Source organism: Polynucleobacter campilacus, from assembly GCF_002206625.1.
GTDB classification, from domain to species: Bacteria; Pseudomonadota; Gammaproteobacteria; order Burkholderiales; family Burkholderiaceae; genus Polynucleobacter; species Polynucleobacter campilacus.
On record NZ_NGUP01000003.1, the window covers coordinates 440,336 to 460,144 of the forward strand.

The following is a 19,809-nucleotide window of genomic DNA, read 5'->3' on the forward strand; positions in this document are numbered from 1 at the left end:
AAAAGTCTTGAAGACTTTAAACTCCCACCATGACTAAATTAATTGTTGGGCTAGGCAATCCTGGAGACGAGCACGAAGAAGATCGGCATAACGCTGGCTTTTGGTTTGTTGATGCCTTAGCAAAACAATTCAATGTCCGTTTTGAGTCTGAAAAACGTTTTCATGGAAAAATTGCAAAAGCAAAATGGGAAAGTGAAGATCTCTTTCTTCTTAAGCCTAGTACTTATATGAACCTCAGCGGTCAAGCAGTGGGTGCTCTGTGTCGCTTTCATAAAATCACACCTGCAGATATTTTGGTGGTTCAAGATGAGCTCGATCTAAAGCCGGGGACTGCCCGGATTAAGTTGGGCGGCGGCACTGGCGGCCACAACGGCTTAAAAGACATTCAAGCGCACTTAGGAACGCAAGACTACTGGCGTCTTCGCTTAGGCATCGGTCATCCACGAGATGTGGCTGGTGATGGTCGCATGATGGATGTGGCAGATTATGTATTACGTAGACCGCAACAGGCAGAACAAAAGCTGATTCATACCAGTATTGAAAATAGCCTACAGATCTTGCCGCTATTTATGAAGGGCGATACTCAAACTGCCATGCTGGAGCTGCACTCCAAAGGCTAAACAGCATTTGTTTTTTTGCTTGCAGTTAACAGCTTGTACTTCGCCATGAGCTGCTCTTGAGATTCCGTATATTGAGGATGAAATGGAATGCAATCTACTGGGCAAACTTGGCGGCACTGAGGGGCATCATAGTGTCCAACACACTCTGTGCATTTATCAGGATTGATCTCGTAAATCTCAAGTCCCATATAAATCGCATCATTAGGACACTCGGGCTCGCACACATCACAGTTGATGCATTCGTCCGTAATCATTAAGGCCATATGTACGCGCTAACCTTACTTTTTAGCCTGGCCATTACTCGCCATCTTCTTGACCAACCACTTCTCAACAGATGGGAAAACAAACTTACTGACATCACCGCCCATAGAGGCAATTTCACGCACAAAGGTGCCCGAAATAAATTGATATTGATCGGAGGGGGTTAAGAAAAGGGTTTCAACATCAGGCAGGAGATAACGATTCATGCCAGCCATCTGGAATTCATATTCAAAGTCAGAAACTGCCCGCAAGCCGCGGACAATCACTCGCGCATTGTGCTCACGTGCAAAATCTTTTAATAAACCGTCAAAGCCAACTACTTTGACATTGGGGTAATGACTCAGAACTTCGGTAGCAATATCAATGCGCTCTTCTAATGAAAAGAAGGGGTGCTTGCTACGACTAGAGGCAACGCCCACAATCAGCTTATCAAAAATGCTGGATGCACGACGCACTAAATCCTCGTGACCACGAGTAAAGGGATCAAATGTTCCTGGGTATACAGCGACAGTCATAACTCTCCTAAGGCTTTATCAGCTATAGGCAAGAGTTTAGCCTCTTCTACCCCGAAATAGACAGGCTTTTACCTGGCCTGCCTCTAAGTATTTTCCACAATGCCAGTCTGGGAGTAGGGCCTCTATCTCATCGCGAGCACGACTGGAGGGAAATTCGACATAAATGCCACCCCCGCTGGAATCATCACAAACCCGGCCAGCCTCAATTAGAGTTTGATCCAATAAACCCTGCTCCTGAAACGGGGGGTCGATAAAAATTAAGTTGCTTGAGTGATTTGCCTGTTGCTTAAGATATTCAAGACTATCTCTGTGCAAAATTCCTACCTCGCCACTAACGGGTGAAGACTGTAGCAAAGCAAAATTACTCACTAAACTTGCATGGGCTTTTTTATCTTTTTCCAATAGAACTACCAACTCAGCGCCGCGAGAGGCTGCCTCAAAACCCAGCACACCAGTTCCAGCAAATAGATCTAGACAATGCAACCCTGTTAAATCCTGGCCAAGCCAGTTAAATAGGGTTTCTCTAATACGATCAGTTGTTGGGCGTAATCCAGGCAAATCTAAAACGGTTAATAAGCGACTTCTCCAAACGCCTCCGATGATGCGCACCTTTTTGGGCGGCTCTGCCTTTAAAGTCTTGGTGGACTTATTTATTTTTTTCCCCTAACACCACAATCTTCATTCGATCCATTGCTAGATATTTTCGAAAAGCAGCGCTCACTTGCTCTAAAGTAACTGCTTCTACTTGCTTAGTCCAAACCTCCATCGTATCGAGCGGCAAATCATTCCATGCGATTGATGACACGTTATCTAATAATTTTCGATTGTTATCAATCCGTAATGGATAACCGTTAACTAAGTTAGATTTGGCAGCAAGTAGCTCAGCTTGCGATGGGCCATCAGCAATAAATTTTCCAATCGTTGAACTCATGACCTCTAGTGCCAAAACAGCCTGATCATTCTTGGTCTGAAGACCGGCCTTGAAAATACCGGTATCTTTACCAGGCGCAAAGTAACTAGAGACGCTGTAGGCAAGCCCACGCTTCTCGCGCACCTCTGACATTAAACGAGATACAAAGCCACCACCACCTAATATGTAATTACCAACCAAAAGGGGGAAGTAATCGGGATTGCTTCGAGTTACCGCCGTCATACCCATAGCGATATGTGCCTGCTGGGAATCAAACGGAATCTGGATTTCACGTTGGTCTAGCGGCTCTACTGGGGAGCGCTGTAACTCTGGCAACTTAGCAATAGGATTCCCAGACTGGGGAATCTTTTGCAGTAGGGTCTGCATGATTTCATTAGCCTGGACTCGATCGACATCACCGACAATGCTCACAATCATGCGATCACTGCGATAAAACTGCTGATGAAATTGTGTTAAATCCTTTGCTCTGACTGCAGCCACTGATTTAACAGTTGGGGTATTTCCAAGGGGATAATTGCCATAGATAGCTTTTGCAAAACGACGTTCTAGTACAAACTCTGGCTTTGTTTCAGCTTCAAGCAAATTGGTAATCGTCCTTTGCTTTTCTCGTTCAACTATTTTTGTGTCATAGGTAGGGGAACTTAACATTGCCGCAGCTAATTTCACTGCTCGGTCTCGCAAATCTTTTCTGCTTAAGCTACGAATGCGCAAAATGGCGCGTTCGCCACCAACAGATAGGCCGATATTGGCACCTAAATCTGCGATCTCATCGGCAATCTGAGCCTCACTCAGAATGCCTTGATCACCTCTCAAACCATAATTCATGAGGCCTGCTGCCATATCGGCTAGACCGCTCTTGCCCGATGGGTCAAAGCGATCGCCAGCATCAATACTGACTTCAATATCAACCATGGGCAGCGCTTTAGTTTGAACTAAATATCCCTTGCTACCTTTAAAGCTATCTAGCTTCTCAATCGGCAAAATGGCATGGGCGGCAGTAAAGAAGCCAAATGTCAGTAAGCAAATCAAAATACTTTTTTTGAGAGCATTCATTATTTGCTCTCCTTGCTGACTTCAGATTTGCGGGACTGAGGATCTAACACGGCAATTGTTAAACCGGTATCCACCAAATATTTTTGAGCAACTGCTTGAACCTGGTCAGGCGTAATTGTTTGCATCTTCTCCAACATGTAATCAATGTCTCTCCAAGAAAATCCTGCCATCTCGGTGGTACCAATTTCCATTGCCTGACCAAAAATAGAATCACGCTTATAAATTTGATCAGACAGAATGCGCACCTTGATGCGCTTAAGTTCAGACTCTAATATCCCTTTTTGCTTTAATTCATTCAAGGCTTTACGAATACTGGCTTGGGCTTGAGTAACAGTCTTACCCTTGGCCATAGAAACGCTAATCAAAAATAATTCTGGTCCACGAGAAATCATGTCGTAGCCAACACCAACATCGTTGACCACTTTTTCCTGCTTAACTAGAACTCTATTGAGGCGGGCGTTGTCATAACCATCGAGCACAGCAGTCAGAAGCTCTAGAGCGTAGGGCTCAGGATCATCCAGCTTGCCAGGCTCTAAGCGCGGCACTTTCCAAGCCATGGCCAATTGGGCACTATCGGCTGCAGCCTTCACCTGTACTTGCTTGATTCCTTTTTGGGGCGGCTCAACTTGCGGCTTGCGTGCTGGCAACTCTTTCATAGCAATTGCGCCGTAGTACTTTTCAACTGTCTTCAGAATTTGCTTGGGATCGACATCACCACTAATCACTACGGTTGCATTATTTGGCGCATACCAGTTGCGATACCAGTCACGCGCATCGGAGGCCTTCATATTTTGCAAATCATTCATCCAGCCAACTATCGGGTGCCGATAAGGCGAGCTCATATAAGCAGTGGCCATGAGTGATTCATTTAAGAGGCTGCTGGGATTATCTTCAGTACGTAAGCGGCGCTCTTCCATAACTACCTGAATCTCTTTTAAGAACTCCGCATCATCAAAATTGAGATTTGACATGCGATCTGCCTCAAGTCTAATCACCTCATCTAGCTTCGATTTTTCAACTTGTTGAAAGTAGGCAGTGTAATCACGGGAAGTAAATGCATTCTCGCGCCCGCCAACGGCGGCGACCAATCGCGAGAACTCTCCAGACTTCACCGTATGAGTCCCCTTAAACATCATGTGTTCGAGAACGTGAGCGACCCCAGTGCGACCGTTCACCTCATCCATCGAGCCTGCGCGATACCAAACCATATGAGCAACAGTAGGCGCGCGATGATCGTCGCGAACAATCAGCTTTAATCCATTACTGAGCAAAAATTCGTGAGTATCAGCAGAATTGCTACTAGCGGCCCAAGATAATGGGGTGCAGAGTAAGAATAAAAAGCAAATTCGGAGTAAATTGGAACGCATGTACTAAATCACCATATCCCAAAAAATTAAATTGATAAGATGCAAGGTTTAAATTGTATCGATTATGTTCGGCTTACGTAAAACCCTCGGATCCCTTTTTAAATCAAGTAAAACAGATGAGGCTTGGTTTGATACTTTGGAAGAGTCACTGATTCAAAGTGATGTAGGCCTACCTACGACTGAACAATTGATACTTAAGCTTCGTAAGGCAGCTAAATCCGAAAAAGCTTCAAGCCCTGAAGAACTCCAAGCGCTTCTGATTGAAGAAGTAAGCGCACTTTTACAGGCCTTAGAGCCCTTACCAAATCCACTCTTTGATTCTAGTAAATCCAACATCCCAGAAGTATGGTTGGTAGTAGGGGTAAACGGCGCTGGTAAGACGACAACGATTGGCAAGCTTTGCAGACTCTTTCAGTCTCAAGGTAAATCTGTTCTCTTGGCCGCAGGAGATACCTTTAGGGCTGCCGCACGAAATCAATTGCAAGAATGGGGGGGTCGTAATCAAGTAGAGGTGATTAGCCAAAAAGGTGGCGATGCTGCTGCGGTTGCTCATGATGCTGTCCACTCAGCTATGTCGCGTAAAAGCGATATCTTGATTATTGATACTGCAGGACGACTTGCCACTCAGGATCACCTGATGGAAGAGCTAAAGAAGGTGAAACGGGTCATTGGCAAAGTATTACCTGGGGCACCTCACCACACCTTACTGGTGCTTGACGGCAATACCGGTCAAAATGGTTTGAGCCAAGTGAAGGCTTTTCATGCAGCCTTGGGTCTTACTGGAATCATCGTTACCAAGCTAGATGGCACTGCCAAGGGCGGCGTTATCTGCGCCCTGGCACATACCCTCCAAGATGGCCCAAAACCAGCCATATTGGCTCTTGGCAAAGGTGAGGGGATTGATGATTTAGCCCCATTCACAGCCTGGCAATATTCATCTGAATTATTCAATTAAATCAGTATTTTACGGAATATTTAAACCATTAGCACTCTCTTGACAGGAGTGCTAAAATAGAAGTCTATTAACACCTCTTATTTGCAAAAAAAATGGTTCTAAAGAAATCTGACAATCTGAATATGCAAAGACTGCCTGTAGCCCAGGCTGCATCTGCGTCTGCATTTCCGATGTTGCCATCCTTAGGGGTAGGCACTCTTGATTCCTATATTGCGTACGTGAATCGCGTACCAATGCTCAGTGCCGCAGAAGAGTTACATCTTGCGCAGGAATTTCGTCGGACTGAAAACGTCGATGCTGCTAAAACTTTGGTGCTCTCCCATTTGCGCCTCGTAGTTTCTGTGGCGCGCCAATATCTTGGCTATGGCATTCCACATGCTGACTTAATTCAAGAAGGGAACATCGGCTTGATGAAAGCCGTTAAACGCTACGACCCAAACAATGGCGCACGCTTAGTGTCTTATGCAATCCATTGGATCAAAGCTGAGATTCATGAGTACATTCTGAAGAATTGGCGCTTAGTCAAAATGGCGACCACTAAAGCACAACGCAAATTGTTCTTTAACTTACGCAGCAACAAACCTACTTTGAGTGCCCTCACTCCAGGTGAAATCAATGCTTTAGCTAAAGCGCTTGATGTTAAAGACTCTGATGTTAAAGAAATGGAAATGCGTCTTGCTGGTGGTGATGTTGCCCTTGAAGGTGATGACACCAATGAAGATGCAGCCTATGCACCAATTCAATGGCTTGCTGATAACACCCAAGAGCCTACAGAACGCATTGCTAGCAATGAGAGCGATGCGCTCCAAGGCCCTAAACTTGATCAAGCCTTGATGGCCTTAGATGAGCGTAGCCGCAACATTGTTCAGTCACGCTGGCTCGCAATGGATGCTGATGGTAAGGGCACAAAAACCTTACACGATCTTGCCGATGAATACGGTATCTCAGCTGAACGCGTCCGTCAAATTGAGACAGCAGCTCTCAAGAAGATGCGCGGCATGCTGCAATCTGAAGCGGCTTAAATAACTTAAGCTGCTCTAGCCCTCAGTAGCACTCTATTACTTTAAGAGCTCTTTCAAATCATGCGCCAAGGTCTCCGGACCTTGAGCATGCTTGATGTATAAACGCAATCGACCCTCCGGATCAAATGCATAGCTACCTGCTGTGTGATCTATCGTATAAGAACCAGGGCTGATGCCTGGAACCTTCTTGTAATAAATCTTGAAGTCTTTGGCGACCTTCTCTAAAGCAACATCATCCTCAGGGCGAAGTCCTAAAAAGCGCGGATCAAATGCCGGAACATACTGCTTCAAAATCGCAGCAGTATCTCGCTGGGGATCGACAGTCACAAAAAGTACCTGCACCTTATCTGATTTAGACCCCAAGATGGTCATCACTTGCTGCATCTCAGTCAAAGTGGTTGGACAAACATCAGGGCACTGTGTATAGCCAAAGAACATCACCACTACTTTGCCCTTAAAGTCTGCTAGGGTTCTTGCCTTACCATCCGGATCTACCAAGCTAAAGTCTTTGCCAAAGGCCGTACTACCAGTGATATCAATATTCTTGAATTCTGGCTTTGGACTGCAAGCTGTCAAAATCAACAACAAAGCAGCAATACAACAAGTACGCAAAAGGGAGATATTCATCTTAGAGGAAGTAGTGATCTATGAGCAGCGCTGCAAACAGCAAAGACAAATAGGTAATTGAAAAGCGGAAAGTTTTTTTAGCCAAGGCATCGCTATAAGAAATAAATAAAGCAATGGCATAAGCTAAAAATATTAATCCAAGAATAGTGGCCGAGAAGAGATACACCATGCCACTCATACCGTAGATATAGGGTAGTAGAGTCGCTGCGATCAATATCAGGGTATACAAAAGAATGTTGAGTACTGTAAAGCGTTCACCATGCGTTACTGGCAGCATCGGTAAACCTGACTGCACATAGTCCTCACGACGATACAGGGCCAAGGCCCAAAAGTGGGGAGGTGTCCAGACAAAAATAATCAATACTAAGAGCCAGGCTTCAGCAGGCACTGTATTGGTTACGGCCGCCCATCCAAGCGCTGGTGGCATTGCTCCAGAGAGACCACCGATCACAATATTCTGGGGTGTAGCTGGCTTTAACAGCCAGGTGTAAATCACTGCATACCCGACAAAAGTTGCTAAAGTTAGCCACATTGTTAACGGGTTGCAAAAGTTCCACAAAATAATCATACCGAGCGAACCCAGAATGATTGAGAAAACAATAATCTGAAATCGAGTTACTTCACCGGTTGCTGATGGACGCCAAGAGGTACGTCTCATCTTTGCGTCCACTGCTTGCTCAATTAAACAGTTCACAGCAAACGCTGCACCCGCCAATAACCAAATACCAACAAATCCACCAAATAGAACGGGATAAGGAACCATCCCTGGTGTAGCCAAGAACATGCCGATCAAGGCACAAAAAACGGCAAGTTGAGTCACTCTGGGTTTAGTTAAAACCCAGTATTGGCGCCAACGCGGCATTTCCGCAGGCGTAAATGTTTTGGGTGTACTCATAACTTTGCCATCTTTTTTTGAATAGGTTGGCGCCAAGATGACCAATAACTCATTCTGACTAAACAGAATACTAAAGCCGCTGAGCCAGCGGTATGCAATAAAGCCGCTAATAATGGCCACTGAAATACGACGTTTGATATTCCAGTAATGATTTGTAGTAAGAGTATCGCTAGTAAAAGTTTTGCGTAGCGGCTAAGTCCAGATAATACTGGGGTTGCTAACTGCAAAGCCTTCAGGCTCAATGCACCTAGGACTATCAAGACTGTAAGAGCAAACAGACGATGTGCCCAATGAATGGTTTGCAAGGCCGTTGGAGAAATAAATTCACCTTGAGCATTAAGGCCCAATTGACGCCAAAGCGTAAAGCCTTCGCCCCAGTTAGTTTCTGGCCACACACTGCCTAGGCATGTTGGAAAATCAGGACAAGCTAGTACGGCGTAATTAGTGCTAACCCAAGCGCCTAAAAAGATTTGGATAGTAAGCACTACAAAAGCAACGAGTAATAGTTGAGCCGGTAAAGGACGTATACGCAGAGTATGAACAGAGGCGCTCTGCTCCCAAGTCTGCTGAGCGTAGACAGTTAAGCAGGCCAATAAAAATAAGGCGAGCATTAAATGAATCGTCACAATGATGGGCTGTAATTTCAAGGTTACGGTCCAAGCACCAAATGCTCCCTGAATACATACCAGTAAGAGCAATCCTAAGCTATAAAACAAAGGGAATTTTCCTAAGGACTTCAGTTTGCTAAAAGCCACACCTACTTGCACCAAAATTAAGGCGCCCACTGTCATTGCGAGATAGCGATGAATCATTTCTATCCAAGCCTTGATCACTGTGACAGGCCCAGTAGGCATTGCAGTTTCAGCTTGCGCAATTTCTCCAAGAGCATGAAAAGGATTAGAGGCGCCATAGCAACCAGGCCAATCAGGACAACCAAGGCCCGAGTCTGTCAGGCGGGTAAATGCGCCGAACACAATGAGATCGAAGGTCATAAAGACCAACACCCAATTGAGTTTTTGGAAAAAACTATACCCTGGTCTTGTCCAAAGATAAGCCAATGGCAGACAAGCAAAAATAATTGCGATGGCCGCTAACTCTAAGAACAAAACAAAAGTAGGCATTACAGTTTTTCGCCCTTGTGATTTAACTTCAAGAGTTTTTCTAAATCCTTTTTGATGAAAGCAAATTCCTTAGGGGAATTAGTAACTGGGAAATACATCATCTTGGCTGGACTTGGATCAATCAACTGAATTTGTTGACCGCCGCCCTCTTTATTAAGCCAAGCCTCAAAATCCGTCTTCAGCTTAGGGTCTCTTGGTAGTGCAACAATCTTGAACCCAGCAACTTGCTCGTCATAGGCCTTTGCCACTTCAGGGTCAACAGGCTTACCATCGGTATTGATCCAAAGTAGCTGAACACGCTTATTTTCTCTACCCATGGCAACCTTCACTTGTCGCATTAGAAAAAATGCTTCAATACATTTTTCATCCTTAATTTGACATTCGCCTGCTGGTCGCGCAATCAGTAAAGTCCACTTGCCTTGAAGCGGAACATCTAGCCATGCAGAATTGAATTCTTGGGCTGGGTAAACCAAAGTTCCAAAGTTCGTCTTGCCCCAGTCAGGCTTAATTACGTAATACGCCAAATATGAAGCGATCACAGGCGTAGCACATGCCAGTAAAAGCAAGAGCATTTGTATGCGTCCGCGACGAGTCTGCGCATTGATTGCTACCGAATCAGTCTGCGAAGCTGGAATTAATAACTCTTTATCACTCACTCTTGATCCCCATTCACATCCTGCCGCCAATACTGCCGCAGGCCAGTAATTAGCCAAAATAAGAAACCACAAACTGCTAAAGCAAACCACTGGAATGCATAAGCATAATGGCGATCGACTCCAGTCGTCAGTGGAGCCCACTCACGCAATAAGCCATCATCATTACCAGTATCTATCTCTCGCAAAATAAAAGGGCTTTGCACCCAAGCACGCAACTTACCCTCGGCTCGTAAATCAAAATTTTGCTCAATGCGAGGCCTGTTCGTATCAATGATGGCCTGGCCTTCCCCTAAGGCATAGACCTTACCGGGATGAGCGAACACAATACCTTCAATCGTGACCACCTTAGTTGGCGTTTTCACTGGCGGCAAAGACTCTCTGTTCTGGCTATTGCGTGGCGCCCAACCCCGATTAATCCATAGAATCTCATCACGCCCCTCAAGCTGCAATGGCATCAGGAGATAAAAACCAGACTGTGAGGTATTACTTCCAGTTGGAGGAATAGGTCTTGGTCGGTTATCCAACCAAATAGCCGCCTGCGGTATATATTGCCCACGAGCAATCATGCGGCGCTCACTCGCATCCTCTAAGCTTAAAGGGCCATCATTCGCAGTCAAAATTGGCATCTGTTGCCGTGCCAATAAATTAGCAGCTAAAGTAATCTTGCTCTCTGCCCTATTCAGCTGCCAAATGCCAGCAGCACAAGCAATTGCAACAACCAACAAGGCTGATACAGTAGCAACTATGCGCTTAGCAATGAGTGTAGTAAAAAGCGTATTCAAGAGATTTCAATATAAGGATTTAAGATGAAGTGGATTATTCCGATTGTCCTACTAATGATTGTTGCTAGCTTAGGGTCAGCCTTGTATTACATGATGAAAGGTAGGGGTAATAGCTCCAAAATGGTGTACTCACTCATGCTACGTATTGGGCTATCAATTACGCTATTTGCTGGAATTCTCCTGGCCTATTACTTTGGCCTAATTGAAGCTACTGGCATTAAAGTGGGCACAAACTAAAGCCTACTTCATCAGAATAGAGCGCCTAAAAATCAATCGGGGCTTGAGGCCCCGATTTTTGATTCAACTTACATCCAGTACACAGCGATATAAAGGCCGAGCCAGACAACGTCCACAAAGTGCCAGTACCAAGCAGCACCTTCAAATGCGAAATGATTCGTAGAAGTAAAGTCGCCACGAATCATGCGACGCAAAACAATCGCTAGCATCGTACCTCCAAGGAATACATGGAAGCCATGGAAACCAGTCAACATGAAAAAGGTTGATCCGTAAATGCCGGATGTCAATTTTAAGTTGAGCTCATGGTAAGCATGGTAGTACTCGTAAACCTGAAAGCCCAAGAAGATAAAGCCCAAACCAACCGTTGCGGCCAAGGCAATGATTGCCTTCTTCATGTGGTTTTCAACAAGTGCATGATGCGAAATCGTGATCGTCACACCAGAGCTCAGCAACAGTAAAGTGTTGATAGTTGGAATTGGCCATGGACCCATGGTGGTAAATTTTTCTACCAAGCCAGCAGGGCCATCATTAGGCCAAGCTGCTGCGAAGTTAGGCCAGAGTAATTTGCTTTCTACATCGCCCAACCAAGGCATCGCAATATTGCGCGCATAAAACAATGCAGAAAAGAAAGCGGCAAAGAACATAATCTCAGAGAAGATGAACCAAGCCATCGACCAACGATAAGAAACATCTACGTTGACACCATTCTTCCCAGAGTTTGACTCAGCAATCGTATCGCCAAACCAGTTATAGAGCACGAATAAAATCCATGCAACACCAATCAAACTCAAAGCGCCGCCCCAAGAGGTTTGATTTACCCAGCCAGACATACCCGCGCCAAAGGCGATTAAGCCGACTGCTGCCATAGCAGGATGTCTAGATAGCGCTGGGACAAAATAGTATGGGGTTGAATTGGATGACATCTTATTCTTTCTACTCAATCAAAAAATAATCAATGGGATACAACTAGTTTCACTATCAACAGCAGGATGGCCATAAAAATCAAGGCACCAACAACACCCGCAATGATAATGTGCACAAAACTTAGTGAAGCTACATCTTCTTGCAAACCTGCCTTTTTACGCACCCCCAAAAAGCCCCACATAACGGCCTTCATAGACTGCATAAAACTACTTTTTTTCTTCATAACACTACCTTCGATTTAGGCGCCGGAGGCGTACCACCCAACCCCAACTCAAAGAAGGTATATGACAAGGTGATTGTTTTCACATCATCAGGCAAGCCTGCGTCAATCACAAACACTACTGGCATCTTCTTAGTTTCGTTTACTGCTAGCGTTTGTTCCTGAAAACAAAAACACTCTAATTTAGTAAAAAACTCAGTCGCACTTTTAGGCGCATAACTCGGTATTGCTTGAGCCCGTACTGTGCGGCCAAGATTGTTTGTCACTTCATACACAATCTCAGTCATTTCACCAGGATGAACTTCCAAAAAATTCTTCACCGGCTTAAAAGTAAAAGGCCCGCGGCTATTGGAATCAAATTCAATTGTCACCGTACGGGCATAGTTCACTTGTGTATTACCAACTCGATTAGGGCTAAAGGCTCGTACACCGTAATCATTCTTGCTAGTGACAACATTAATTCCAGTGACCTCACACAAGGCCTTATACATCGGAACTAAGGCGTAACCAAAACCAAACATCATCACTGCTGCGATTAAGAGCTTTAATAAAATCTGACGATTTAAAGTTTGAGTAGTAACCATCGCAATGAACGGGATTAACCCATCCAACTCCGTTTAATCACAATTCCAATAAAAAAGACTAGAACAATGCTCAGAAGCACAAACCCCAATCTACGATTACTCGCGACTAGGGCTTGTTTTGCTGAAGAATTAAATTCCTGCTTCACGCATCTGCTCTGCACTAGGCGGAGTCTCAAAAGTATGATGTGGCGCTGGTGAAGGTATTGTCCACTCCAAGCCTTTAGCGCCTTCCCATGGATTCATTGCTGCTTTTTGGCCCTTGCCACGATAAGCAGGCATCACTACGAAGAGTAAGAAATACACTTGTGACAAGCCAAAGCCCAAGGCACCAATCGATGCAATTGCATTGAAGTCAGCAAACTGGGTTGGGTAATCTGCATAACGACGCGGCATACCAGCCAAGCCTAAGAAGTGCATTGGGAAGAAGGTCAAGTTAAAGAAAATCATGGAAGACCAGAAGTGGATCTTGCCGCGAGCTTCACTAGCCATATAGCCGGTCCACTTAGGACACCAGTAGTAAAAACCAGCAAACATAGCAAACAATGAGCCTGCTACCAAAACATAGTGAAAGTGCGCTACAACATAGTAAGTATCTTGAACGCCAATATCAATTGGGGCCATCGCTAAAATTAATCCAGTAAAGCCACCCATTGTGAACACGAAAATAAAGCCGATCGCCCACAACATTGGGGTTTCAAAGGTCAGAGAACCTTTCCACATCGTTGCAACCCAGTTGAAAATCTTGACGCCAGTTGGCACAGCAATCAACATCGTTGCATACATGAAAAACAGCTGACCAGTTACAGGCATACCAGTTGCAAACATATGGTGAGCCCAAACGATAAATGACAAGATCGCAATAGACGATGTTGCATAAACCATAGAGCTGTAACCAAACAACGTTTTTCTGGAGAAGACGGGAACGATTTCACTGACGATTCCAAATGCTGGAAGAATCATGATGTAAACCTCTGGATGACCGAAGAACCAGAAAATATGCTGGAACATTACTGGGTCACCGCCACCGACAGCAGAGAAGAATGAGGTACCAAAGTGACGGTCGGTTAAGACCATGGTGATTGCGCCAGCCAATACAGGCATCACAGCGATCAACAGGTAAGCAGTAATTAACCAAGTCCAACAGAACATTGGCATCTTCATCAAAGTCATGCCAGGAGCACGCATGTTCAAGATGGTCACGATGATATTGATCGAGCCCATGATAGAAGAGGCGCCTAATAAATGGAGAGCAAAAATTGCCATATCCATTCCGGGACCCATCTGCAAACTCAATGGAGCATAGATTGTCCAGCCGCCTGATGGAGCGCCACCAGGTACAAGGAATGAGCCAAATAACAAGATTGCAGCCACTGGCAAAATCCAGAAGCTAAAGTTATTCATACGAGCAAATGCCATGTCGGATGCGCCGATTTGTAAAGGCACCATCCAGTTAGCAAAACCAACGAAGGCTGGCATGATCGCACCGAAAACCATCACCAAGCCATGCATGGTAGTTAATTGATTAAAGAATTCTGGGCGGAAGAACTGCAAGCCTGGTTGGAATAATTCCAGACGAATTCCCAAAGCCATCACGCCGCCAGCTAATAAGCTAACAAACGAGAAAATCAAATACATCGTACCGATGTCTTTGTGGTTGGTTGCGAACAACCAACGGCGCCAACCATGTGGCGTGTGATCATCATGCGCGTGATCGTGTGCGTGGTCTATGGTAGTAGAGACTGTGCTCATGGATTACTCCGGTTTCGTTTTATCTGTATTAATGAATGGATTACTTGCCGCCACGTGCGGTAATAATTTCTTGGGTCTGAATGACTTCACCCGTCTTATTACCCCATGCGTTACGTGTATAAGTCATGACTGCAGCGATATCACCATCAGGAATTACGCCAGCCCACTTCGGCATTGCGCCCTTACCGTTAATGAGAATGTTGTATTGGCCTGCTTTTGGCCCTAAGACCATTTTGCTGCCATCCAATGCTGGGAATGCGCCTGCACCCTTGCCGTTAGGCTGATGACAAGCAGCGCAGTTAGCTGCATACACTTTTGCACCGCGCTCTTTCTGCTCGTCCATGGTGTAAACCTTAGATGGATCTTCGCCAGCGCCACCCATTTCTTTTTTCTTTTCAGCAACCCAAGCCGTGTAGTCCTCTTGTGAAACGACTCTCACAACAATAGGCATAAAGGCATGCTGTGCTCCGCACAACTCAGAACATTGGCCACGGAATGTGCCAATCGTTTCAGCCCTAAACCAGGTATCACGTACAAATCCTGGGATTGCATCTTGCTTTACGCCAAACGCTGGAATAGTCCAAGCATGAATCACATCATTAGCAGTGGTAATCAAACGAATTTTCTTACCAACAGGGACAACCATTTCGTTATCCACTTCCATCAAATACGTATTTGATTTTGGTGCGAGATTGTTAATTGCTTCGCGCGAAGTTGACAGGGTTGATAAGAAGCTAATGCCCTCACCTTCACCCTTGATGTAGTCATATCCCCATTTCCACTGATAACCAGTAGTTTTAATGGTGATATCTGAATTCGTTGTATCTTTCATTGCCACAACTGTTTTAGTTGCGGGTAATGCCATGCCAATGACAATCAAGAGCGGAATGACAGTCCAAATAATCTCAACTGTTGTGCTCTCATGGAAAGAGGCTGATTTGTGACCCAATGATTTGCGATGCTTCAAAATTGAATAAAACATCACCCCAAATACGCCGACGAAAATCACTGCACAGATCACCAACATCATCCAATGCAACCAGTGGATTTCTTGCATGATTTTGGTGGCAGGTGCTGGAAAGTTCAGCTGATATAAAGCCGGTCCGCCAGGCATATTTTCTGCTGCCTGTGCAAAAGCAGTACCAAAGGCTGCTACTAAATAGAGCGAAGCCCTAGTGACTTTTCCAAATAAATTCATCTTATTCTCTGTTTATTGTCTTGAGCAAAGTGCTTAAATACCCCACCAAATGCTCAAAAAAGCGGTTTTAAGCCATTACGTACTGCGATGATTATAGGGTTAATTGTGCACAACAACAAATCTAGATAAGTTAGCCTCATTCAATCTTGACAATGCTTAAAATGATAGTAAGCACTTACACTTAAGCAGGATATTACCTAGTCTTGCGTCCAATTTGATTTGCATCGATATAGGCGACATTATCCTGAGCCTTGCTGAGCTGCTTTCCAATGACCCATGCGTGCCCATAAACCACCTCTAAAGTCATTTTTTGGGGCAAAACACCTTGGTTAGGGACTCTAGAATCTGACATTTGAAGTAATTTCAGCGCCTCAAGATCAAGAAGCAATAGTGCATTGGATTGGTAATCAAGGGTAATAAATTCCATATCCATGACAGGATCAGAAAAACGTTCTCCTAAAAGAGCATCCCCCATGTCGTGCATATCCCAAGGGCTTAATAAATTCTTTGATTTAACGAGGCCGGGCTCAAGGGCACGGAACTCCTTTCCAGTATCGGGCCCCAAATAACTGAATGTAATCAGGCCGCCCTCTCGTAAGACACGCCAACACTCACGCAAAAAATGTCGTGGATCGGCCAAGTCCTGCAATAAGAGATTACTCAATACCAAATCAACAGAATTGTCAGGAAGATTAAATTTACCTTTTGCCAGGTAATGAGCTAAGGGATTTGTATTTCCCCGAAATAAAGAGCGCCAATGCGATATTACTTTTGAGCGCCACATTTCAAATCTTGCAATGCCATCTTCTGTAAGGCTATGAATATTGGCATGGGGATAGCGTTTTGCAAAAAATGAAAAATGTTTTCCCGGAAAGTCTGGAACGATTAATATATCTTTTACATCAAGCTTGACGATAGCAAGCTTTTGCAACATACGATCTGCAATTTCGTCTTGTAACCATCTGATTGGGTGGGTCATTCGCTCAGTATACTCAGCGCCCCATGCGATTTCTAGAGAAGATTTTTCAATCCATTAATAGCCAAGTTTTACCAAGCGCTTGTATCGCATGCGAACGCTATCAACAGCATTCTATTTGTGCACACTGCTTGCAATCTTTAAATGTTAATGGCCTATTCAATTATGAATGCTGCTATCAATGTGGCATCACTCTGAATGCCGGAGAGCTCAAAGAACGGCGCTGTGAACAATGCCATCTTCACCCCCCGTATTTTGATGAGACCTATTGCCTAGATCACTATGAAGGAGCACTACAAAATGCGCTCCATCAACTGAAATATCAAAAGCGTTTGGCCTATGCGCATGGGCTTGCAAATACATGGAATCATCTTTTTTCAATACCACTCAAAAATATCCGAGCAAACTATCTTCTTCCTGTACCACTAAGCACTCAAAAATTATCTGTGCGGGGCTTTAATCAAAGCTGGGAAATTGCACGCAAAATGACTTGCAATCCAAGCATTCAGAAATTGCCTTACGCGCTAAGACGTCATCATCATGAATTTCAACAGGCAGGAGGCAGGCTTGCTGCACGGCATTTAGCAATTGCGGGTATGTTTTATATAAACGATCAGTTTATGGAAGTTCTGCGAGGCCAAAGCATCATCGTTTTTGATGACGTCATGACTAGTGGAGCTACTCTTAATGAAATTGCCCGCGTTCTGAAGGACAATGGTGCATCACACATCACTAATTGGGTTTTACTCAGAACAGTAAAAGTACCGCATGTTTAATATTGTTTTATTCGAACCAGAAATCCCGCCAAATACGGGCAATATCATTCGGCTCTGCGCTAACACTGGAGCAAAGCTGCATTTGATTGAGCCTTTGGGCTTTCCTATGGAAGATGCCAAACTGCGGAGAGCAGGGCTTGACTACCACGAGTTCGCAAAAGTCAAGGTTCACGCCAATTGGGCGCAGTTTCTAAAGGATGAGCAGCCAGACTCCCAGCATCTTTTTGCTTTAACAACCAAAGGCAGCGGAAAGTTTCATGAGGGTAAATACAGTCCTAATGATTACTTTGTTTTTGGCTCTGAGACCAAAGGGATTACTGAGGAAGTTCGCAACACCATTCTAGAAAAAAATCGCATGCGCTTGGCTATGCAAGATAGCAGCCGAAGCTTGAACTTATCTAACACTGTAGCGATTGTGGTATATGAAGCCTGGCGCCAAAATGGTCTTGTAGGCGGCAAGTAAGAATTGAGTTAAAACTAAGCTGTACTAAGTTTCTATTTTTGGGTCACGACCCATTAACTTTTTCAATGCCTCTTGTGGCGAGAGTCTTCCGGATAGCACCTCGCCCATCATCGCAGTAATTGGCATCTCTACGCCCAAGCGTTTTGCCAAGTCTCCAACTGCAGCGGCACAAAGCACGCCTTCGGCAACATGACCCAAGCCAGTCAAGATTTCAGCCAAGGACTTGCCTGCAGCAAGCTCAAGGCCAACTCGTCGGTTACGAGAAAGGTCTCCGGTTGCCGTCAATATTAAGTCGCCAACACCTGTGAGACCCATACAGGTTTCTGATCTTCCGCCTGCTGCCTTTACTAAACGCATCATCTCAGCCAAGCCCCTTGTAAGGACTGCAGCACGAGCATTTAAACCCAAATCTAAACCGTCACCGATGCCAGCTGCAATTGCCAAAACGTTTTTAATGGCGCCGCCTAGCTCCACACCAATCAAATCGTCGCTTGAATAAATCCGCATATTGCCATGATGAAAAGCGGCTTGAGCTACCGCACATAAATTTGCAGAAGTACTGGCAATTGTTAATGCACAAGGCATTCCAGAGCCTACCTCAGATGCAAAACTAGGGCCAGATAATGCGCCATAAGAATGTGAAATACCATGGCTATGCAATTGATCTTCACGTTCAACCACTTGATGTGGCAGGAGCGCCGTAGCCGGCTCCAAACCCTTGCAAAGCCAAATGATATTTAAAGGGTGCTCTGCAATTTTTAATACCTGAGCAATTGTTTCTGAGAGTGCAGACATTGGTGTTGCAATTACCAATAAATCATTGACAGAAAGTCTTTTAATTGCGACTAAGAAGTTATTTTCTAATGCAATATTTTTGGGTATCTCAATACCAGGCAAGTACGAGCGGTTCTCACCGCTCTTCTCAATATCTGCTAATTGGTCTTTGCTGCGAGACCATAAACACACATCCCCATCCTTGAGGTACCGCGCTGCTTGTGCAGCCATCGCTGTTCCCCAGGCTCCAGCACCAATCAGGGTCACTTTCATGATCTGTGTGCTCGCTGTTTAGGTCTAATGAGGAAGAATTATTTTGCTCTCATCAGTAGCTTCGCTTTCTTCGCCAGCTGCCTGTTGAGCTTGCATGAGGCGGTGCTCATACATACCTTGGAAATTGATTTCATTTAGATGAATCGGCTGGAAGCCTGCGCGACTAATAATGTCGGCAATATTTGAACGAAGATATGGATACAAAATAGTTGGACAAGCGATACCCAACATTGGATCAATTTGTTGCGGTGGAATATTGCTGAATTCAAAAATACCCGCTTGCTTAGCTTCAACTAAAAACAAAACTTTTGAATCCACTTTTGCAGTCACAGTAGAAATAAGGGCTACCTCAAAAATATCATCACTTAATGGAGTAACCCCAATATCAATCTCTACTTGTACTTGAGGCTCAGCAGCGACAGACAAAATCTGTGGTGCATTGGGCTGCTCTAAGGACAAATCCTTAAGATAAATGCGCTGAATTGCAAATCGAGGCTCTTTTGAGTTATCAGCCTCTGCTTGAGGTGCGGAAGATTGTTCAGTCATTGCTATCTTTCTTGACGAATAAATACATTAAACCAATAAAGGATCGAGCTTGCCTGCGCGATCTAAAGCCACGAGATCATCGTACCCACCAACGTGGGTCTCACCAATATAAATTTGGGGAACCGTACGACGCCCTGTACGTGTCATCATCAGCTCACGCTGTGCCGGATCACGATCAATCAAAATCTTTTCTAAATTGCCGACCCCTTTTTTGAGCAATAGTTTTTCAGCCATTACGCAATATGGACAAACTTGGGTGCTATACATGAGAACTTGAGGCATAG

The 19,809-nt window shown here is 44.8% G+C and carries 26 protein-coding genes; 6 read left to right on the plus strand and 20 right to left on the minus strand.

The genetic code is table 11. The features are described from left to right. The first annotated feature begins 29 nt into the window (after positions 1-29). On the plus strand, positions 30-620 hold the full coding sequence (gene pth / locus CBI31_RS05625) for an aminoacyl-tRNA hydrolase (protein ID WP_088525419.1): 591 nt from the start codon (positions 30-32) through the stop codon (positions 618-620). On the opposite strand, the gene CBI31_RS05630 is transcribed toward pth, so the two are convergent. From CBI31_RS05630 to CBI31_RS05650, 5 genes are read right to left on the minus strand one after another with little or no spacing between them, the layout of a single operon-like run. Further along, complete coding sequence (locus tag CBI31_RS05630; RefSeq protein WP_088525420.1) at positions 617-883, minus strand: YfhL family 4Fe-4S dicluster ferredoxin; 267 nt, start codon at positions 881-883, stop codon at positions 617-619. The genes pth and CBI31_RS05630 overlap by 4 nt on opposite strands. Before the next feature lie 15 nt (positions 884-898). Further along, complete coding sequence (gene coaD, locus CBI31_RS05635; RefSeq protein ID WP_088525421.1) at positions 899-1,396, minus strand: pantetheine-phosphate adenylyltransferase; 498 nt, start codon at positions 1,394-1,396, stop codon at positions 899-901. A gap of 36 nt (positions 1,397-1,432) precedes the next feature. Beyond that, positions 1,433-2,050, minus strand: a complete 618-nt coding sequence (gene rsmD / locus CBI31_RS05640; protein WP_088525422.1) for a 16S rRNA (guanine(966)-N(2))-methyltransferase RsmD — start codon at positions 2,048-2,050, stop codon at positions 1,433-1,435. Next, positions 2,043-3,380 carry a M16 family metallopeptidase gene (locus CBI31_RS05645; RefSeq protein ID WP_088525423.1) on the minus strand — a complete coding sequence of 446 codons (1,338 nt, stop codon included), beginning with the start codon at positions 3,378-3,380 and terminating at the stop codon, positions 2,043-2,045. The genes rsmD and CBI31_RS05645 overlap by 8 nt, the downstream gene beginning before the upstream one ends. Further along, positions 3,380-4,747: a M16 family metallopeptidase gene (locus CBI31_RS05650; RefSeq protein ID WP_088525424.1), complete on the minus strand. Its 1,368-nt coding sequence runs from the start codon at positions 4,745-4,747 to the stop codon at positions 3,380-3,382. Before CBI31_RS05650 ends, CBI31_RS05645 begins: the two co-directional genes overlap by 1 nt. Before the next feature lie 64 nt (positions 4,748-4,811). Between CBI31_RS05650 and ftsY the strand changes: the two genes are divergently transcribed. Both ftsY and rpoH read left to right on the plus strand, forming a co-directional pair. Continuing rightward, entirely contained in the window at positions 4,812-5,702 is an 891-nt protein-coding gene (gene ftsY / locus CBI31_RS05655; protein ID WP_088525425.1) for a signal recognition particle-docking protein FtsY, read from the plus strand. A 92-nt stretch (positions 5,703-5,794) separates the two neighbouring features. Further along, positions 5,795-6,724: an RNA polymerase sigma factor RpoH gene (rpoH, locus tag CBI31_RS05660; protein ID WP_088525426.1), complete on the plus strand. Its 930-nt coding sequence runs from the start codon at positions 5,795-5,797 to the stop codon at positions 6,722-6,724. Between the two features lie 36 nt (positions 6,725-6,760). Here rpoH and CBI31_RS05665 read toward each other — a convergent pair whose 3' ends face one another. Genes CBI31_RS05665 through CBI31_RS05685 form a run of 5 tightly spaced genes read right to left on the minus strand, consistent with a single transcriptional unit; the run spans position 6,761 to position 10,805 of the window. Continuing rightward, entirely contained in the window at positions 6,761-7,351 is a 591-nt protein-coding gene (locus CBI31_RS05665) for an SCO family protein (protein WP_088525427.1), read from the minus strand. Position 7,352: 1 nt separating this feature from the next. Beyond that, positions 7,353-8,246, minus strand: a complete 894-nt coding sequence (gene cyoE, locus CBI31_RS05670; protein ID WP_088525428.1) for a heme o synthase — start codon at positions 8,244-8,246, stop codon at positions 7,353-7,355. Further along, a complete protein-coding gene (locus CBI31_RS05675) occupies positions 8,243-9,367 on the minus strand; it encodes a COX15/CtaA family protein (RefSeq protein WP_088525429.1) in 1,125 nt (374 codons plus the stop codon). The genes cyoE and CBI31_RS05675 overlap by 4 nt, the downstream gene beginning before the upstream one ends. Further along, a complete protein-coding gene (locus CBI31_RS05680) occupies positions 9,367-10,023 on the minus strand; it encodes a hypothetical protein (RefSeq protein ID WP_088525430.1) in 657 nt (218 codons plus the stop codon). Before CBI31_RS05680 ends, CBI31_RS05675 begins: the two co-directional genes overlap by 1 nt. After that, positions 10,020-10,805: an SURF1 family protein gene (locus CBI31_RS05685; protein ID WP_240553758.1), complete on the minus strand. Its 786-nt coding sequence runs from the start codon at positions 10,803-10,805 to the stop codon at positions 10,020-10,022. Before CBI31_RS05685 ends, CBI31_RS05680 begins: the two co-directional genes overlap by 4 nt. Positions 10,806-10,829: 24 nt before the next feature. Here CBI31_RS05685 and CBI31_RS05690 point away from each other — a divergent pair, with 24 nt between their 5' ends. Continuing rightward, positions 10,830-11,042 carry a twin transmembrane helix small protein gene (locus CBI31_RS05690; RefSeq protein WP_088525431.1) on the plus strand — a complete coding sequence of 71 codons (213 nt, stop codon included), beginning with the start codon at positions 10,830-10,832 and terminating at the stop codon, positions 11,040-11,042. Positions 11,043-11,110: 68 nt separating this feature from the next. Here CBI31_RS05690 and CBI31_RS05695 read toward each other — a convergent pair whose 3' ends face one another. The 7 genes from CBI31_RS05695 to CBI31_RS05720 form a co-directional block, all read right to left on the minus strand. Then, positions 11,111-11,965 carry a cytochrome c oxidase subunit 3 gene (locus tag CBI31_RS05695; protein WP_088525432.1) on the minus strand — a complete coding sequence of 285 codons (855 nt, stop codon included), beginning with the start codon at positions 11,963-11,965 and terminating at the stop codon, positions 11,111-11,113. A 29-nt stretch (positions 11,966-11,994) separates the two neighbouring features. Continuing rightward, a complete protein-coding gene (locus CBI31_RS05700; RefSeq protein ID WP_088525433.1) occupies positions 11,995-12,189 on the minus strand; it encodes a DUF2970 domain-containing protein in 195 nt (64 codons plus the stop codon). Beyond that, positions 12,186-12,770 carry a cytochrome c oxidase assembly protein gene (locus tag CBI31_RS05705; RefSeq protein WP_088525434.1) on the minus strand — a complete coding sequence of 195 codons (585 nt, stop codon included), beginning with the start codon at positions 12,768-12,770 and terminating at the stop codon, positions 12,186-12,188. The genes CBI31_RS05700 and CBI31_RS05705 overlap by 4 nt, the downstream gene beginning before the upstream one ends. 14 nt (positions 12,771-12,784) lie before the next feature. Beyond that, positions 12,785-12,931 carry a cytochrome oxidase small assembly protein gene (locus CBI31_RS10585; protein ID WP_338047332.1) on the minus strand — a complete coding sequence of 49 codons (147 nt, stop codon included), beginning with the start codon at positions 12,929-12,931 and terminating at the stop codon, positions 12,785-12,787. Further along, on the minus strand, positions 12,900-14,519 hold the full coding sequence (gene ctaD / locus CBI31_RS05710) for a cytochrome c oxidase subunit I (RefSeq protein ID WP_088525435.1): 1,620 nt from the start codon (positions 14,517-14,519) through the stop codon (positions 12,900-12,902). The genes CBI31_RS10585 and ctaD overlap by 32 nt, the downstream gene beginning before the upstream one ends. Positions 14,520-14,559: 40 nt before the next feature. After that, on the minus strand, positions 14,560-15,717 hold the full coding sequence (gene coxB, locus CBI31_RS05715; RefSeq protein WP_088525436.1) for a cytochrome c oxidase subunit II: 1,158 nt from the start codon (positions 15,715-15,717) through the stop codon (positions 14,560-14,562). A 193-nt stretch (positions 15,718-15,910) separates the two neighbouring features. Next, positions 15,911-16,696, minus strand: coding sequence for a class I SAM-dependent methyltransferase (locus tag CBI31_RS05720; RefSeq protein ID WP_240553760.1), 786 nt, complete (start codon positions 16,694-16,696; stop codon positions 15,911-15,913). Positions 16,697-16,719: 23 nt separating this feature from the next. On the opposite strand from CBI31_RS05720, the gene CBI31_RS05725 reads away from it, so the two are divergent. After that, entirely contained in the window at positions 16,720-17,469 is a 750-nt protein-coding gene (locus CBI31_RS05725; RefSeq protein ID WP_088525437.1) for a ComF family protein, read from the plus strand. Continuing rightward, a complete protein-coding gene (gene trmL / locus CBI31_RS05730; RefSeq protein WP_088525438.1) occupies positions 17,462-17,932 on the plus strand; it encodes a tRNA (uridine(34)/cytosine(34)/5-carboxymethylaminomethyluridine(34)-2'-O)-methyltransferase TrmL in 471 nt (156 codons plus the stop codon). Before CBI31_RS05725 ends, trmL begins: the two co-directional genes overlap by 8 nt. A gap of 24 nt (positions 17,933-17,956) precedes the next feature. Here trmL and CBI31_RS05735 read toward each other — a convergent pair whose 3' ends face one another. Genes CBI31_RS05735 through grxC form a run of 3 tightly spaced genes read right to left on the minus strand, consistent with a single transcriptional unit; the run spans position 17,957 to position 19,807 of the window. Next, positions 17,957-18,979 (minus strand): NAD(P)H-dependent glycerol-3-phosphate dehydrogenase, encoded by a 1,023-nt coding sequence (locus CBI31_RS05735; RefSeq protein WP_088525439.1) that lies wholly within the window; start codon positions 18,977-18,979, stop codon positions 17,957-17,959. Positions 18,980-19,003: 24 nt separating this feature from the next. Continuing rightward, positions 19,004-19,525, minus strand: a complete 522-nt coding sequence (gene secB / locus CBI31_RS05740; protein ID WP_088525440.1) for a protein-export chaperone SecB — start codon at positions 19,523-19,525, stop codon at positions 19,004-19,006. A 27-nt stretch (positions 19,526-19,552) separates the two neighbouring features. Beyond that, positions 19,553-19,807, minus strand: coding sequence for a glutaredoxin 3 (grxC, locus tag CBI31_RS05745; RefSeq protein WP_088525441.1), 255 nt, complete (start codon positions 19,805-19,807; stop codon positions 19,553-19,555). Positions 19,808-19,809 lie beyond the last annotated feature (2 nt).